General features: G+C 61.6%; 14 protein-coding genes. 10 read left to right on the top strand and 4 right to left on the bottom strand.

Going from position 1 to position 14,961, the window contains the following annotated elements:
- Window positions 1–99: 99 nt before the first annotated feature.
- On the top strand, window positions 100–636 hold the full coding sequence (locus tag FEZ60_RS07080; protein WP_116102245.1) for a hypothetical protein: 537 nt from the start codon (window positions 100–102) through the stop codon (window positions 634–636).
- A 43-nt stretch (window positions 637–679) separates the two neighbouring features.
- Here FEZ60_RS07080 and FEZ60_RS07075 read toward each other — a convergent pair whose 3' ends face one another.
- Window positions 680–1,222: a putative immunity protein gene (locus tag FEZ60_RS07075; RefSeq protein WP_095888291.1), complete on the bottom strand. Its 543-nt coding sequence runs from the start codon at window positions 1,220–1,222 to the stop codon at window positions 680–682.
- Between the two features lie 93 nt (window positions 1,223–1,315).
- Between FEZ60_RS07075 and FEZ60_RS07070 the strand changes: the two genes are divergently transcribed.
- The 5 genes from FEZ60_RS07070 to FEZ60_RS07050 all read left to right on the top strand — a co-directional run bounded on the left by FEZ60_RS07070 (window position 1,316) and on the right by FEZ60_RS07050 (window position 6,046).
- Window positions 1,316–2,476 carry a pyridoxal phosphate-dependent aminotransferase gene (locus tag FEZ60_RS07070; RefSeq protein ID WP_033233918.1) on the top strand — a complete coding sequence of 387 codons (1,161 nt, stop codon included), beginning with the start codon at window positions 1,316–1,318 and terminating at the stop codon, window positions 2,474–2,476.
- Between the two features lie 64 nt (window positions 2,477–2,540).
- Window positions 2,541–3,146, top strand: coding sequence for a TetR family transcriptional regulator (locus FEZ60_RS07065; RefSeq protein WP_033233919.1), 606 nt, complete (start codon window positions 2,541–2,543; stop codon window positions 3,144–3,146).
- A gap of 40 nt (window positions 3,147–3,186) precedes the next feature.
- Window positions 3,187–4,608, top strand: coding sequence for an adenylosuccinate lyase (gene purB, locus FEZ60_RS07060; RefSeq protein WP_172935789.1), 1,422 nt, complete (start codon window positions 3,187–3,189; stop codon window positions 4,606–4,608).
- A gap of 65 nt (window positions 4,609–4,673) precedes the next feature.
- On the top strand, window positions 4,674–5,090 hold the full coding sequence (locus FEZ60_RS07055; protein ID WP_033233921.1) for an HIT family protein: 417 nt from the start codon (window positions 4,674–4,676) through the stop codon (window positions 5,088–5,090).
- Between the two features lie 296 nt (window positions 5,091–5,386).
- Entirely contained in the window at window positions 5,387–6,046 is a 660-nt protein-coding gene (locus FEZ60_RS07050) for a response regulator transcription factor (RefSeq protein WP_033233922.1), read from the top strand.
- 55 nt (window positions 6,047–6,101) lie between these two features.
- Here the strand turns inward: FEZ60_RS07050 and FEZ60_RS07045 are convergent, their stop codons facing one another.
- Window positions 6,102–7,019 carry a tyrosine-protein phosphatase gene (locus FEZ60_RS07045; RefSeq protein ID WP_092806376.1) on the bottom strand — a complete coding sequence of 306 codons (918 nt, stop codon included), beginning with the start codon at window positions 7,017–7,019 and terminating at the stop codon, window positions 6,102–6,104.
- A 294-nt stretch (window positions 7,020–7,313) separates the two neighbouring features.
- Between FEZ60_RS07045 and FEZ60_RS07040 the strand changes: the two genes are divergently transcribed.
- Both FEZ60_RS07040 and FEZ60_RS07035 read left to right on the top strand, forming a co-directional pair.
- Entirely contained in the window at window positions 7,314–8,207 is an 894-nt protein-coding gene (locus tag FEZ60_RS07040) for a phosphoribosylaminoimidazolesuccinocarboxamide synthase (protein WP_045068766.1), read from the top strand.
- Complete coding sequence (locus FEZ60_RS07035) at window positions 8,204–10,321, top strand: S9 family peptidase (protein WP_033233925.1); 2,118 nt, start codon at window positions 8,204–8,206, stop codon at window positions 10,319–10,321. The genes FEZ60_RS07040 and FEZ60_RS07035 overlap by 4 nt, the downstream gene beginning before the upstream one ends.
- Here the strand turns inward: FEZ60_RS07035 and FEZ60_RS07030 are convergent.
- Together FEZ60_RS07030 and FEZ60_RS07025 are read right to left on the bottom strand one after the other, a co-directional pair.
- Window positions 10,318–11,007, bottom strand: a complete 690-nt coding sequence (locus FEZ60_RS07030; protein WP_033233926.1) for a response regulator — start codon at window positions 11,005–11,007, stop codon at window positions 10,318–10,320. The genes FEZ60_RS07035 and FEZ60_RS07030 overlap by 4 nt on opposite strands.
- Complete coding sequence (locus FEZ60_RS07025; RefSeq protein ID WP_095888292.1) at window positions 11,004–12,584, bottom strand: sensor histidine kinase; 1,581 nt, start codon at window positions 12,582–12,584, stop codon at window positions 11,004–11,006. Before FEZ60_RS07025 ends, FEZ60_RS07030 begins: the two co-directional genes overlap by 4 nt.
- A 117-nt stretch (window positions 12,585–12,701) precedes the next feature.
- Here FEZ60_RS07025 and FEZ60_RS07020 point away from each other — a divergent pair, with 117 nt between their 5' ends.
- Both FEZ60_RS07020 and FEZ60_RS07015 read left to right on the top strand, forming a co-directional pair.
- A complete protein-coding gene (locus FEZ60_RS07020; protein ID WP_033233928.1) occupies window positions 12,702–14,114 on the top strand; it encodes a cation:dicarboxylase symporter family transporter in 1,413 nt (470 codons plus the stop codon).
- A 272-nt stretch (window positions 14,115–14,386) separates the two neighbouring features.
- The gene (locus FEZ60_RS07015; protein ID WP_172935788.1) at window positions 14,387–14,926 is read left to right on the top strand and encodes a hypothetical protein; all 540 of its coding nucleotides are present in this window, start codon (window positions 14,387–14,389) and stop codon (window positions 14,924–14,926) included.
- Window positions 14,927–14,961: the final 35 nt, after the last annotated feature.

The following is a 14,961-nucleotide window of genomic DNA, read 5'->3' as shown; positions in this document are numbered from 1 at the left end:
GCCCAGGGAAGGAAGTATGCAAGATCCTTCTCAGCATCCTTTCAACTGAGGATCACTTATCGTGTGGTGTCGTTGGTGTCCGATAGTCGGGGGATTGCAATGGGAAACGTGCCAAGTGGTTCGCAAGACCTTCGTGTGGTCGGTGAGATTCAGGTGGACGAAGACGGCTTCTTCGCGTTGGTGAACGCTTCGACCTACGAGGGTTTTGTGGACGAGGACTGGAGCCTGCCGCAACTGTTGGAGCATTTTGCGGCCGCGCGTCGGCTCGCGTCGGCATTTGTTGTATTCGTGGGCCCGGAGGCCGATGGCACAGCGGTGAATGTCAGGCTCGGTCACCCGAAACGTGTTCCCGACGACGGCGCATCTGCCCGGATCGATGTTACCGATGGAGTGCTTTTTGTCCCGTCGTTCACGGATCTGACGATGGCGGCCCAGTTCGCGGACAGCGCTGTCGTCGAGCATCCGGAGCGCACCACTCGGGTACACGTTCCGGGTGGAACTTACGAGATCCTTGCTTGGCGAACTGGGGAGTCGTTGCATGTCTCGCTGGAGCGGGTGGGTGAGCAGCCTCTTGCTGTACCGACAGATCAGTGGGATGGCACGATTGCGTGGTTTTCCGCACAACTCGGAAATTAGCGTGGTTGAATCGAAAAATGTTTTAGGAGAGAGTGATTCGTCGCTAGGTTTCGAGGTGGCGTAGGGAGCTGTCGAGCGTGCTCATGAGTTGGGCAAGCCTGTTCTTCCCTATCGGGGCAGTCGGGTATCGCCCGAGGACGTCGACCAGCACAGAGGTCGCGCGATCGCAGGTCGACTTTATGGACTGTGCTGCGGCGGCTTCATCGCCGCCCGCCTCGAGTTCGGCTACTCGGGCGGCACACGCCGCCGCTCGCAAGATGTGGCCGACTTGCGTCGCTCTCGCGATGGGGTGCAGGTAGGCAGCAGCTGCGGCGTCACCGCAGGCCCGTGCCGCGAGCTGCCCGGCCTCGCTCGTGATCTCCTGTGCAGCCCGGTGTGCATCGAGGGCGGCGACGCGCTGCAAGATCGTTCTCGGCGCTCCGTCGGCGAAAGCCCGTGCGGCGTCGAGTGCAGCTCGCGGGCGTGGGTCGTCGGGTGCTTCGGCCTCGAAATAGGGCAGTAGCTGCTGAGCGCTTTCGGCGGCGAAGCTTGCGACTGTGCGTAACTCGTCTGCCGTCAATGGGAAGTCGCTGTGTGCCTGTGTCATCGCTTCGATTCTCTCAGGTGGCTTTCCGGACCGTAATGCTACTGATCGAGAACCCGCTGACACCCGATTGCCTGTACCGACTACCGTCGAGGTGTGCGCTCAGAATCTCGTCGATCGAACATCCAGACTTTCCACGTCATGGACGTGTGGAAAGCCGCCACCGAACGTCAGCGGACTCATGGTGACGTCCTGACGCTGGCGGCCGGCCAGCCGTCGACGCCCGCGCCCACCCCGGTGCTGGCCGCAACGCGCGAGATCCTCGGCACAGAACTGTTGGGATACACCGAGACGTTCGGCATTCTTCCGCTTCGTGAGGCCATCGCCCGGTACCACGCGCAGAGTTCGGGAATCACCGTCGACGCCGATGACGTCGTTGTCACCACCGGATCTTCGGGTGCATTCACCTTGCTGTTCCTGGCGGCGTTCGACGAGGGCGATACCGTCGTCGTGGCGCGTCCAGGCTACCCGGCCTACCGCAATACGCTTGCGGCGCTGGGATGTAACGTCGTGGAACTCGATTGTGGCCCAGCTACCAGGTACCAGCCGACCGTCGAGATGCTCGACGCGCTGCCGACGCCGCCGGCCGGACTGATCGTTGCCAGCCCCGCCAACCCGACGGGTACCGTCATCGCACCCGAAGAGCTTGCCGCGCTGGCGAAGTGGTGCGACAAGAACGGAACATTGCTGATTTCCGACGAGATCTATCACGGCATCGGCTACGGAGACCAGCAGACGTCGAGTGCCTGGGAAACGTCCCGCGAATCCGTGGTCATCGGCTCGGTGTCCAAGTACTTCTCCATGACCGGGTGGCGTCTCGGCTGGATGCTGGTGCCCACTTACCTGCGTCGCCCGCTACAGAGACTGGCGTCGAACATGACCGTGTGCCCGCCCGCAATTTCGCAGTACGCCGCAATCGAAGCGTTCTCGGCGGAAGCGAAGATCGAGCTGGACGGCCACGTCGAGCGGTACGCGCTCAACCGTGAACTTCTGCTGACAGGCCTGCCGAAACTCGGCATCACCGAACTTGCTCCTGCGGACGGCGCTTTCTACGTGTACGCCGATATCGGACATCTGTGCGGCGACGAGGGCGCAACTGCCTGGTGCTCGCGGTTGCTGACAGATACCGGAGTCGCGCTTGCGCCCGGAATCGACTTCGACACTGTGCACGGAGATCGGATGGTTCGCCTCTCGTTTGCCGGTGCCACTGCGGATATCGAAGAGGCGCTGCGACGCCTCGAAACGTGGCTCACGTAACAATCAACAGGACGTTCGGGCTGTTTTCCGGTGCCGACACTGCTGAAACTGGCACGATGGAAACGTGTCGGGAGCCGCAACACCCAAGGGAGCAAAACGCCGCCAAGCGTTGGTGGCGTCTGCTGCTGAACTTTTGCTGGAAGGTGGATTCGACGCGGTTCGTCATCGCGCGGTCGCTACCAGGGCCGGTCTTCCGCTGGCCTCGACAACCTATTACTTCGACTCGCTCGACGATCTCATTGCGTGTGCCGTCGAGTTGAACGGTAATGCCGACATGGATGCGGTTCGGGCCCGTGTTGCGGCGGTGACTCAGCGTCGCCGGGGCCCGGAGTCCACCGTCGACCTGCTGGTGGAGGTTCTGCTCGGCGAAGACGAGAAGCGGCCGGAGAGCCGAGAACGATTGATCGCGCGGTACGAGAGATTTGTGGCGTGCGCCCGCCACCCGGCACTGCGTGAAGTCCAGTTGCGATTGCGCGCGCAACTGGACGAGGCGCTCACCGAGGCGTTGGCACGGTCGGGTCGCACCAGCTCGGAAGGGCAGTTGCGACGCCTTGTTGCGATGGTCGACGGCGCCATGATCTCGGCCCTGGGGGAGTACGACCCCGATCCACGTGGATTGGCGCGCGGAATGCTCCTCGAATCCATCGACGTGATGGCCCCACCTGCGTAGGGGTAACAGCACTGTTCACGCACCGTTAGACTGAGGCCTCGTGAGCCGCATCCCGAATGTCCTTGCCAACCGTTACGCCAGCCCGGAGCTTGCAGCTCTGTGGTCTCCCGAGCACAAGATTGTGCTCGAACGACAGTTGTGGGTGGCGGTGTTGCGGGCACAGGCTGAGCTGGGCATCGACATTCCGGCCGACGCTATTGCCGATTACGAGCGAGTCATCGACAACGTCGATCTTGCGTCCATCGCGGATCGTGAGCGCGTCACCCGCCACGACGTGAAGGCACGTATCGAGGAGTTCAACGCTCTTGCCGGTCACGAGCAGGTTCACAAGGGCATGACCAGCCGCGACCTCACCGAGAACGTCGAGCAGTTGCAGATCGTCCGCTCACTCGAGCACGTCTACAGCCACGGCATCGCCGTCGCCGCCCGTCTGGGTGAGCGCGCTGCCGAGTACTCGTCCATCGTGATGGCCGGACGCTCGCACAACGTCGCAGCTCAGGCGACGACATTGGGCAAGCGTTTTGCTTCCGCAGCCGACGAACTGCTGGTCGGTTTGACCCGGCTCCGTGAGCTGATCGACCGTTACCCGCTGCGCGGAATCAAGGGCCCGATGGGCACCGCTCAGGACATGCTCGACCTTCTGGACGGTGATGCGGCGAAGCTCGAGCAGCTCGAGACTAAGGTTGCCCAGCACCTCGGGTTCACCAACGTTCTCACCAGCGTCGGCCAGATCTACCCGCGCTCGCTCGATCACGACGTCATCTCCGCGCTCGTTCAGGTGGGCGCAGCGCCGTCGTCGTTCGCTCACACCATCCGTTTGATGGCCGGCCACGAACTGGTGACCGAAGGCTTCCAGCCGGGCCAGGTCGGCAGCTCCGCGATGCCGCACAAGATGAACACCCGCTCGTGCGAGCGCGTCAACGGCCTACAGGTCATCCTGCGCGGCTACGGGTCCATGGCTGCCGAGATGGCGGGCGCTCAGTGGAACGAAGGCGACGTCTTCTGCTCCGTCATTCGCCGAGTCGCATTGCCTGACGCATTCTTTGCCATCGACGGCATGTTCGAGACGTTCCTGACCGTGCTCGCCGAAATGGGCGCGTACCCGGCCGTCATCGAGAAGGAACTGACCCGCTACCTGCCGTTCCTCGCAACGACGCGCGTGCTCATGGCAGCAGTTCGCGCCGGTGTCGGACGTGAGACCGCGCACGAAGCCATCAAGGAAAATGCTGTCGCCGTGGCACTCGCGATGCGTGAAGAGGGCAAGGAACCCGATCTGCTCGATCGCCTGGCTGCGGACGACCGTCTTCCCCTGGATCGCGCTGCCCTCGACGAGGCACTCGCGGACAAGGCGGCCTTCATCGGTGCTGCGTCGGCTCAGGTCGACGCCGTAGTGGCCGAGGTACAGAAGCTTGTCGACGCCAATCCTGAAGCTGCGGCATACGCGCCGTCGCCGATTCTGTAGGGGCTACCCCCCGTGCGCCTTTCTGGTAGTGGCCACTGCCGAAAAGGCGCACAGGGTCGAAGACCATGAACTGCATCTTCTGCTCCATCATCGCCGGCGAAGCCGAGGCAAGTGTTGTCTACGACGACGCGAATGTACTTGCCTTCATGGATATTCGGCCGTTCACGTCGGGGCATCTGCTGGTGGTGCCGAAGCGTCATGCCAGCGGATTGTCGACCCTCGATTTCGACGAAGGTGCCAGGATATTTGCAGTCGCGCAAAAGATCGCCACAGCGATGCGTACCGGACATCTGCCCGTCGACGGGGTGAACCTGCATCTCTCTGACGGAGCCGTTGCAGGGCAGGAAGTTTTCCATGTTCATCTGCACGTCATTCCGCGCAATCGGGGCGACGGTTTCGGGCTTCGTGCAATTCCGCGCACACCCACCAGGTCAGTTCTCGACAGTACGGCTGCTGTCATCCGAGACGCCCTGATCCAGTAGTTCACCCGACGTGGGTGCTTCGGGGACTTTGGTTATCGAGCTACCGTGGGGCCGACTGCTGGTGGTATCGCCGTTGATGCACATCATGGTTCTCGTATTTCCGCTTCTACGGTCCGCTGGAACCCTATTTCGATCGAAGTCGGAAACTGGGAGATATCACTCTGGTCCGGTGAGGCCGAAATATACCGCGGTTATCGAACGTAAACGGGCAATCCGGCAAATCGGTGTAACTGTGCGTCTGTCATCATCGAGATCGATAACGTGGTTTAAATACCACCGAGCTGGAGGATGATCGCGTGATTACAGTTCTCATCGCCGACGATCAGCAGGTTGTCCGTCAAGGGTTCGAGCTTTTCCTCACCGATCACCCTCGCATCGAGGTCGTCGGCCATGCGGCATCGGGATTCGAAGCACTTCAGCAAGTCCGATTGCTTCAACCGGACGTGGTTCTCATGGATATCCGCATGCCGCACGGTGACGGGCTGACTGCGACTTTCGAGGTTCTGAAGGAATTCCCGAAAACTCGCATTATCGTCGTAACGACGTTCGACCTCGACGAGTACGTTTTTGGTGCGCTCGACCTAGGCGCGGTCGGGTTCCTGCTCAAAGACACCGACCCGGACGATTTGGTGGACGCGGTCATTGCCGCTGCAGACGGTGGCTCGGTATTGTCGCCGAAGCTCACCCGCAGAATGGTCGCCGAATTCGCGCGTCGTAAACCGTCTGCCCCAGTCGAATTTCCCGACCACGGATTGAGCGTTCGGGAAATGGAAGTGGTCCAGCTACTTTCGAGTGGGTTGGGTAACGGTGAGGTGGCCGACGCGATGAAACTCGAACTGAGCACGGTGAAATCGCATATCGGCAATATCTGCCGGAAACTCGATGTCCGCACGCGGGTGCAGATTGTCATCTGGGCGTATCGGAACAATATGGTGAGAGATTCACGGGTTCGATAAGAGCACGTGGTGTCCGCCTCCGCGAAGCGGCGACGAACACCACGTGAGAGTGCACTTATCCGAGCAGCTTTGCCTTCAGCGTTGCGATAGTCGACCGACTGAGTCCGAGGCCCTCGGTCAGGTAGCGGTCGATGGTTCCGTACGAGGATTCCACTTGATCGAGTCCGGCTTCGATGTAACCGGCCTCGACTCCGAGGAGAGGCTCCATATTGGTTGCCACTGCCGGACCAGCCACGCTGGAGATGTACGCGAGTGTTGCCTTGATGCTTTCGGTCGAGTACTCGTTGGTCAGCATGTAATCACTCATGATCGTGGCGCGGTCGACGCCGGCGATGCTCAGAAGCAACATCGAGGCCCAGCCGGTGCGGTCCTTACCGGCGGTGCAGTGAAAGACCTGTGGCCCATCAGTTTCCGCGAGCGACGTGAGCAGTTGAGTGAATCCGGCCCGTTCTGCGGTGCCCGTGACAAACGCGCGGTTTGCATCCTGCATCAACGACCGGGCTTCTTCGGGCGACTTGATCTGGAATGCCATCTGGTAGATGTCGCCGGCCAGGACCGGGATGTTCTCGTAAGCGACCCCGGCAGGCAGAACATCCGGCTTGTCGGCGATTTCGGCTGCGGTGCGCAGATCGTAGACCTTGGTCAATCCGAGTGACTCCAAGGCAGCCATGTCGGCGCCTTTCGGTGTGATGGCATTGGCGCGGTAGAAAACACCCTTGTTGACGTGTTGGCCGAAGGAGCCCGAGTACCCGGATCCGGTCCCGGCGACGTCGCGGAAGTTGTCGATGCCCACCAGACGCGGAGCATCGGCAACCTGCTGTGAGCTGCCGAAATCCAAAGAGCCGAAGTCGAGCGAGCCGACGGGCGGCTGGGGAGCAGCCTGGGCAAGTGCAGCGCCGCCGATCAGGAGACTGCTCGAGATCGCCAGTGCTGCGACGGCACGGACGCCGGTGTTGCGTGAAGTTCGTGACATGTGAAAGTCCTTCGTGGAGAGGGAATCTGAATTCGCGAGAGGCTCTGAATCGAGTGTGGACCCGCGAAACCCGCAAATTCGATGGGCCTCCCACCCAATGGGAGATCTGCTTCGGCGGGGTTGTCTGCAAACTGGCAGTTCATCAACTGTGACGGCGGCCTCTCGCGCACCGGGCCTGGCTAGTTGCATTATCCGGTTAAGCAGGGCAGACGGCTCCCCGGACGGGGAGTCTCTGTACCCGTCCTGGCTACCAGGGTTCTGTACGAACTGCGAACGCCCGATAGGGTGATAAGCGTGCGTCCTACACTTGATTCCTACACTCATCTGGCCGGTGGCAAGGTCCGTGACCTTTACACGATCGACGACGAGCACTTGCTGCTGGTCGCGAGTGATCGGATCTCGGCCTACGATCACGTGCTCAGCACGCCGATTCCGGACAAAGGCCGCGTCCTCACCGCGATGAGCGTGTTCTTCTTCAACGTCCTCGGCGGCAACAATCACCTCGCAGGTGAGCCGGACGACGACCGCATCCCCGAAGAGGTTCTCGGGCGTGCGCTGGTTGTGCGCTCGCTCGACATGATTCCCGTCGAATGTGTGGTCCGAGGATTCCTCACGGGTTCCGGTCTGGTCGATTACCAGAAGACCGGCGCGGTGTGCGGCGTCAACCTTCCGGAGGGCCTCGTGGAAGCGTCACGCTTGCCCGATCCGATCTTCACCCCGGCGTCCAAGGCTGCTCTCGGAGATCACGACGAGAACATCAGCTTTGATCAGGTAGTGGAGAAGGTCGGTCAGACGCTCGCGATTCAGCTTCGTGAGGACACCCTCGACGTGTATGCGCGAGCATCCAATTTTGCCGCTGATCGCGGAATCATCCTCGCCGACACCAAGCTCGAGTTCGGTCTCGACGGGGGCGGCAATCTCGTGCTGGCCGACGAGGTGCTGACACCTGATTCCTCGCGGTACTGGCCACTCGAAGGCTACGAGCCTGGCAAGGTTCAGCCGAGCTTCGACAAGCAGTTCGTTCGCGACTGGCTGACCGGCCCCGAATCCGGATGGGATCGGGCGTCCGATACCCCGCCGCCGGCTTTGCCGCAGGAGATTGTCGACGCGACCCGTGCGCGCTACATCGAAGCGTACGAACGTATTTCCGGATTGTCCTTCGCAGATTGGGTCGGTCCCAGCGCATGAGCCTCGTCCCGCCGGTCGCGAAGAAGGTTCCCACCGAACGCACCCATCACGGACACACGTTCGTCGACGAGTACGAGTGGCTGCGGGACAAGGACAACGCCGAGGTAGTGGCGTATCTCGAAGCCGAGAATGCGTATACCGAGGAGCAGACGGCGCATCTGGAGCCGTTGCGCGAGAAGATCTTCCAGGAGATCAAATCGCGCACCCAGGAAACGGATATGTCGGTACCCACCCGGATGGGTAAGTGGTGGTACTACGCCCGTAGCGTCGAAGGTAAGTCGTACAACGTTCACTGCCGTTGCCCGATCGCCGACGACGGTGACTGGACGCCGCCCAACTTGACCCCCGGGGTTGAACTGGACGGCGAACAGATCCTCATGGACGGCAACCTCGAGGCAGAAGGGCACGACTTCTTCTCTCTCGGCGCGTTTTCCATCAGCGAGGACGGCACCCTGCTGGCGTACTCCGTGGACGTCGTCGGTGACGAGCGGTACACGCTGCGGTTCAAGAACCTCGAGACCGGGGAAATCCTCGGTGACGAGATTCCCGACACCGCTCCCGGCGCAACCTGGGCACTTGATCACAGCCATGTCTTCTACATGACTGTCGACGAATCCTGGCGTCCGGACACCGTGTGGCGCCACAAGCTGGGAACGCCGCAGAGCCAAGATGTTTCGGTGTTCCACGAACCGGATGAGCGGTACTGGGTGTCGGTCGGTTCGACGCGCAGCGAGAAGTACCTGGTGATCTGGGTCGGTTCCAAGGTGACCAGCGAGGGCTGGATCCTCGAATCGGCCAACCCGGAAGGTGACTTCCGTGTGATCATTCCGCGTCGTGAAGGCGTCGAATACGGCGCGGAGCATGCCGTGATCGGGGGAGAAGACCGCTTCCTCATCCTCCACAACGACGTAGTGGACGGTGTGAAGGCCGAGAACTTCGTGCTGGTGGAGGCTCCGGTATCGGATCCGACGAACATGACGACGTTGATCGCGCACAGCGACGACGTGCGGCTGGAAGAAGCCGAGGCTTTTGCCGGCCACATCGTGCTGAGTTACCGCCGCGAGGCGTTGACCCGAGTTGCCGTGTGGCCGTTGACAGCCGACGGCTACGGCGAGCGTCACGAGATCGATTTCGACGAAGAGCTCTTCAGTATCGGAATGGGATCGAATCCGGAATGGGCGCAGCCCACCATCCGGTTGGGCTTCACGTCTTTCATCACTCCCGGTCAGGTGTACGACTACTACGTCGCCAGCGGTGAACTGGCGCTGCGGAAGTCGCAGCCCGTGCTCGGCGATTTCGACGCGAAGAACTACGTGCAGCGACGCGATTGGGCAGTGGCCGAGGACGGTACCCGCATTCCGCTCTCGATCGTTCGCAAGGCCGGCGCCCCCGAAGGTCCGGCGCCGTTGCTGTTGTACGGCTACGGTTCCTACGAGGCCAGCATCGACCCGTCGTTCTCGGTTGCGCGGTTGTCGCTACTCGATCGCGGTGTTGTGTTTGTTGTCGCGCATGTACGCGGCGGCGGTGAGATGGGCCGGCATTGGTACGAGAACGGCAAGACTCTCACCAAGAAGAACACGTTTACCGACTTCGTCTCCTGTGCACGGCATTTGATCGATACCGGCGTCACCGCCGCCGATCGTATGGTTGCCGACGGTGGTAGCGCGGGTGGCCTACTCATGGGTGCTGTAGCCAACCTCGCACCGGAACTCTTTGCCGGCATTCTTGCGAATGTGCCGTTTGTGGATCCGCTGACGTCCATCCTCGACCCGTCGCTGCCGCTGACGGTCATCGAGTGGGACGAGTGGGGAAATCCCTTGCACAACAAGGCTGTCTACGAGTACATGCACTCGTACAGTCCATACGAGAACGTGGAAGCCAAGGACTACCCGGCGATTCTGGCGATCACCAGTATCAACGACACCCGAGTGCTGTACGTCGAACCGGCGAAGTGGGTCGCGAAACTGCGTGCCACCAAGACCGGCGACGCTCCACTACTTCTCAAGACCGAGATGAGCGCAGGACACGGTGGTGTCAGCGGTCGTTACGAGAAGTGGAAGGAAGTTGCCTTCGAGTTCGCGTGGGTCCTCGACACTGTCGGGGCGGCGAACTAGCTTCTGCGGTAACGGACCTGGGGGCGCCCAGCACGTCCGTATTCGGTTTCCCGGGTGAGCAGACCGTCGTCTGCCAGTTTTTCGAGGTAGCGCCACGCTGTCACCCGGGATACGCCGACGGAAGCGGCAACTTCTGCTGCGGTGAGCGGAGTGTCGGTATCCCGAACGCACGCCGATACGAGTCCGAGCGTCTGGGAGGCAAAGCCCTTCGCCGACGCGGCCCGATCGTCGGAGGTGCGTAGTGCGGCCATCGCGCGATCGATGTCGTATTGACTCGCTGCGGATTCGCCGGCGGGCAGCGCTGCGCGGTACTCCACGTACCGTTCGAGCTTGTCGCGGAATGCCGCAAACGTGAACGGTTTGAGCAGGTAGAGAACAATTCCGCGGGCAACGGCGGTTCGCACCACGTCGAGGTCGCGAGCGGAGGTCACCGCAATGATGTCGGGGCTCGGACGCAACCCACCGAGCGCCGATGCAACATCGAGTCCGCTTGCGTCCGGTAGGCCGATGTCGAGGAGCACCAGATCGATGGACTCACCGGCGGCGTGCGCTTCCGTGACCGCTCGCAGAGTGGCCTGACCGCTGTGAACCACACCGTGCACGACAAACCCCGGCACTCGCTCCACATAGGATCGGTGCGCCTGCGCGATCAGTGGTTCGTCGTCCACCACGAGTACCCGGATCACTGCTGTGCCTGCCGTAGCGGGATGCGCACGACCAGCATGGAACCCAGCCCAGGCTCGCTCACGAAGGTGCCGCCGTGGCGTTTCACGATCTGCGAAACCAACGCGAGGCCGATGCCGCGGGATCCGGATTTGGTGGAATATCCACGCTCCTTGGCCCTTTCGAGGGCATCGGGCGTCATGCCTGGCCCACTGTCGGCCACCGCAACCACCATTGTCGAATCCTCTTCCATGACCGTCACTTCCACCCACGGCTGCTCGCTGGTCCGCGAGGCGTCAATGGCATTGTCCACCAGATTGCCGACCAGTGTGACCAACTCACGGGACGTGAGCGGCGTGACCGCACCGAGTGCGGTGTCCTCGGTGACGGTCAACTCCACTCCGCGTTCGGTCGCCTCACTGAGTTTTCCGAGCAACAGAGCGGCCAGAGCCGGTTCCTGAACGGCATTGACGAGACGATCGATCAACTGCTGAGACAGCCGTAATTCGTTGGTGGCAAAGGAAACCGCCTCGTCGTATTTTCCGAGCTCCACCATCGTGATGATGGTGTGCAGGCGGTTGGCGCTCTCGTGGGCCTGCGAGCGCAGCGATTCTGCAAAATCGCGAACCGAATCGAGTTCGCCGAGAACATTCTGCAATTCGGTGTGATCGCGAATAGTCAGAACTGTGCCAATTCGCTTGCCCTCCCACTCAACCGGGTGCTGATTGACCACGAGTATTCGTTGATCGGTGAGATGGACCTGATCAGTGGCCGAACTTGCGTCGACATCCCGCAACGTGGCCGGAATCGAGGACAGATCGACTCGGCCTTCCGGTAGATCGAGAAGGCGACGCGCTTCGTCGTTGACTATGTCCACCTGAGCCGTCCCGCCCCGTCCCCGACCGATGACCACCAGTCCCTCACCGATGCTGTGGAGAACGGCGTCGTGATGCTCGTACATCGTGAGCAGTTCGTCGGGTGCCAGACCCAGGGTCTGACGTCTGATTCGCCTACTTACCAACAACGAACTCAAAACAGCTGCAATCAATCCCGCGGCAGCAATTGTCAGGATGGTCGGAATGCTCTGGGCGAATTGCTTGCTGATCTCCTCTCGGGTGACGCCGACAGCCACCAAACCGACAAGCGTCCCACTCGCGTCGTACACCGGTGTGACCGCGCGAATCGACGGGCCCAACGAACCTGCGTATGTCTCGGTGAACGTCTCACCTGCCAGCGCCCGGTCGATGTTGCCGGTGAACAATTCGCCGATCAGTTCGGGACTGGTATGGGTGTACCGGGTCCGATCGGGCGCCATCACCACGATGAAGTCGACGCCGGTGGCCATGCGAATTTTCTCGGTCTGCGGTTGCAGAATCGCGGTCGGGTCGTCGCTGGAGAGCGCCTGCGCGGTGGAGTCCGTCAAGGCCAGTGTCTCGGCGATCGAGCTCACCTGCCGACTAATGGCGTCGTCGCTGTCACCTCGCTCGTCCACTACGGCCAGTGCCGCTCCCGCACCGATGACCAGCGACAACAGTGCAAGCTGCAGCAGCAGGATCTGCCGGGCGACGCTCATGCGTCGGCGACTGCGTCGTTGGACCATCGGTTACTCCTGAACGTTATGAACACAAACTTCACGCCCTACACATTTCCAACAAGAATTCTCCACGAACTCGAGTGATCCCCATCACTTCACTGATTTCCATCAAAGGACATCCCCATGAGCGTCACGGCAACAGGGACAGTAAACGATTCACCCCAGCCGAAGGGCACTCCGGCGAAGCGCGACAAGACGCATTGGCTCTACATGAGCGTCATCGTCGCCGTCATCGGAGGCATTCTCGTCGGTTGGCTCGCGCCCGAATTCGGCAAGTCGGTCGCCGTGTTGGGCACATTGTTCGTTAGCTTGATCAAGATGATGATCAGCCCGGTCATCTTCTGCACCATTGTGCTCGGCATCGGCTCGGTGCGCGCAGCAGCCAAGGTGGGCAAGGTCGGCGGACTGGCGCTCGCCTACTTCATCGGTATGTCCACTGTTGCCCTGGCGATCGGCCTGGGTGTCGGTAATCTTCTCAACCCGGGCAGCGGCCTGAACATCGAGCCGAACCCGGCGTCCGTCGAGAAGCTCACCACGGCAGCGCACAGTGCCGGTGGAACGTGGGACTTCGTCGCGTCGATCATCCCGACGTCGTTGCTGTCGTCCCTGACCGCGGGCAGCGTGCTGCAGACACTGTTTGTCGCCCTGCTCGTCGGCTTCGCGATCCAGTCGCTCGGCAAGTCCGGTGAACCGATCCTCAAGGGCATCGGTCACCTGCAGAAGCTGGTCTTCAAGATCCTGACCATGATCCTGTGGCTCGCCCCGATCGGTGCCTTCGGTGCCATCGCCGGCGTGGTCGGCCAGACCGGACTGAATGCAGTGGTCCAGCTCGGAACACTGATGATCGGCTTCTACCTGACCTGCTTGATCTTCATCTTCGGTGTCCTCGGCACCCTGCTGCGCGCCGTCACCGGATTCAACATCTTCAAGCTGGTCAAGTACTTGGCCCGCGAATACCTGCTCATCTTCGCGACGTCGTCCTCCGAGTCGGCACTCCCGCGTTTGATCGCCAAGATGGAGCACGTGGGCGTCGAACGCTCCACCGTCGGCATCGTCGTCCCGACCGGCTACTCCTTCAACCTCGACGGCACCGCGATCTACCTGACCATGGCCTCCATCTTCATCGCCGACGCGATGGGTCAGCCACTCGCGTTCGGTGAGCAGCTCTCGCTGCTGGTGTTCATGATCATCGCGTCGAAGGGCGCAGCCGGAGTCAGTGGCGCCGGACTCGCGACCCTCGCAGGCGGCCTGCAAAGTCACCGTCCCGAACTACTCGACGGGGTCGGCCTGATTGTCGGTATCGACCGCTTCATGTCCGAGGCTCGCGCTCTCACCAACTTCTCGGGCAACGCAGTCGCCACGCTGCTCGTCGGCTCCTGGACGAAGACCATCGACAAGGAACGCGTCGTCGATGTTCTGGACGGCAAGATTCCGTTCAACGAGGCGACCATGCTGGACGACGAGGACGAAGCCGAACAGCACAAACTGGAAACCGCGCCGACTGGCACCCAGCAGTCCTTCGTGAGCCACCACTAGAGGTTTGACCCCTCCGCTGGAGCGGAACCCGTACTTCAGATCAGTGATCCTGGTCGGAGAATGACGAACGAGACCGTTGCACTCACCGTGCGGCGGTCTCGTTCCTCGTTCGTGGCAGGCTTTCCGTCATATCGATTCGCATTCCCGACATCAGTGGGTGCTGAAATCGCGATGCCGGAGCGGAGCACGGCTCATTCCCACAGACCGCCGTCCAGAATCGAACGTTTCCGACCGGCGCTAATGGTGCGAGACGCCTGACCTACCGTGGGGCCATGTGCCTTCACCTCGACGCAACCGCCGCGCTGTCGATCGCAGGCTGGGTTCGCGAAGAACCTACTCGATCGGCCTCTGCCCCCGTTCCGCAACCGCTGGTCGGCGCTTGTGATCAACTCATCGTGTGGGCGAGTTCGTTCTCCGTACTTGCCAGTTCCGACGACCAGGTGTGGTTTCTCTCGGCGGAGAACTATGCCGGCGGAGTTGGCATCAGCGATGAGGCCTTTCCCTGGGATGCGTTCCCGCACGAGAGTCTGGCGGTTGCTTCCGGGCCGGCTGAGCGCGCGGCGATCAACGCCTTCTGGTCCACTCACCTCCCGGTCCTGCTGTCGACACGCAATGGGTACGAGTACCTGGCGCTCGCACCGGACGGTCAGGTTGTCCGTGGGGGAGAGCCGGAGTTCGAGGAGGTCACCATCGTCGCCGCTGATTTCGACGCTCTGCTTCGGGGTGTAGCCGCAGGCGTCAGCACGGCAGACCCCCTCGCCGATGCACTGCTTGGAACAGTGGGTACTGCCCGGCCGGGCAGTGACCGGTAGCTCTAGCGGAGGCTGAGTTGATTGCTCGACTGTGT

Source organism: Rhodococcus sp. MS16 (assembly GCF_013277795.1).
GTDB lineage: Bacteria > Actinomycetota > Actinomycetes > Mycobacteriales > Mycobacteriaceae > Rhodococcus_F > Rhodococcus_F globerula.
Note: the sequence above shows the minus strand (reverse complement) of the source record. Positions and strands in the feature narration are given on the sequence as shown.

Coding starts and splice junctions, on each gene's coding strand:
- FEZ60_RS07080 (WP_116102245.1), top strand. CDS start 100: ATGGGAAACGTGCCAAGTGGTTCGCAAGACCTTCGTGTGGTCGGTGAG.
- FEZ60_RS07015 (WP_172935788.1), top strand. CDS start 14,387: ATGTGCCTTCACCTCGACGCAACCGCCGCGCTGTCGATCGCAGGCTGG.
- FEZ60_RS07055 (WP_033233921.1), top strand. CDS start 4,674: ATGAACTGCATCTTCTGCTCCATCATCGCCGGCGAAGCCGAGGCAAGT.
- FEZ60_RS07025 (WP_095888292.1), bottom strand. CDS start 12,584: ATGGTCCAACGACGCAGTCGCCGACGCATGAGCGTCGCCCGGCAGATC.
- FEZ60_RS07075 (WP_095888291.1), bottom strand. CDS start 1,222: ATGACACAGGCACACAGCGACTTCCCATTGACGGCAGACGAGTTACGC.
- FEZ60_RS07045 (WP_092806376.1), bottom strand. CDS start 7,019: ATGTCACGAACTTCACGCAACACCGGCGTCCGTGCCGTCGCAGCACTG.
- FEZ60_RS07035 (WP_033233925.1), top strand. CDS start 8,204: ATGAGCCTCGTCCCGCCGGTCGCGAAGAAGGTTCCCACCGAACGCACC.
- FEZ60_RS07020 (WP_033233928.1), top strand. CDS start 12,702: ATGAGCGTCACGGCAACAGGGACAGTAAACGATTCACCCCAGCCGAAG.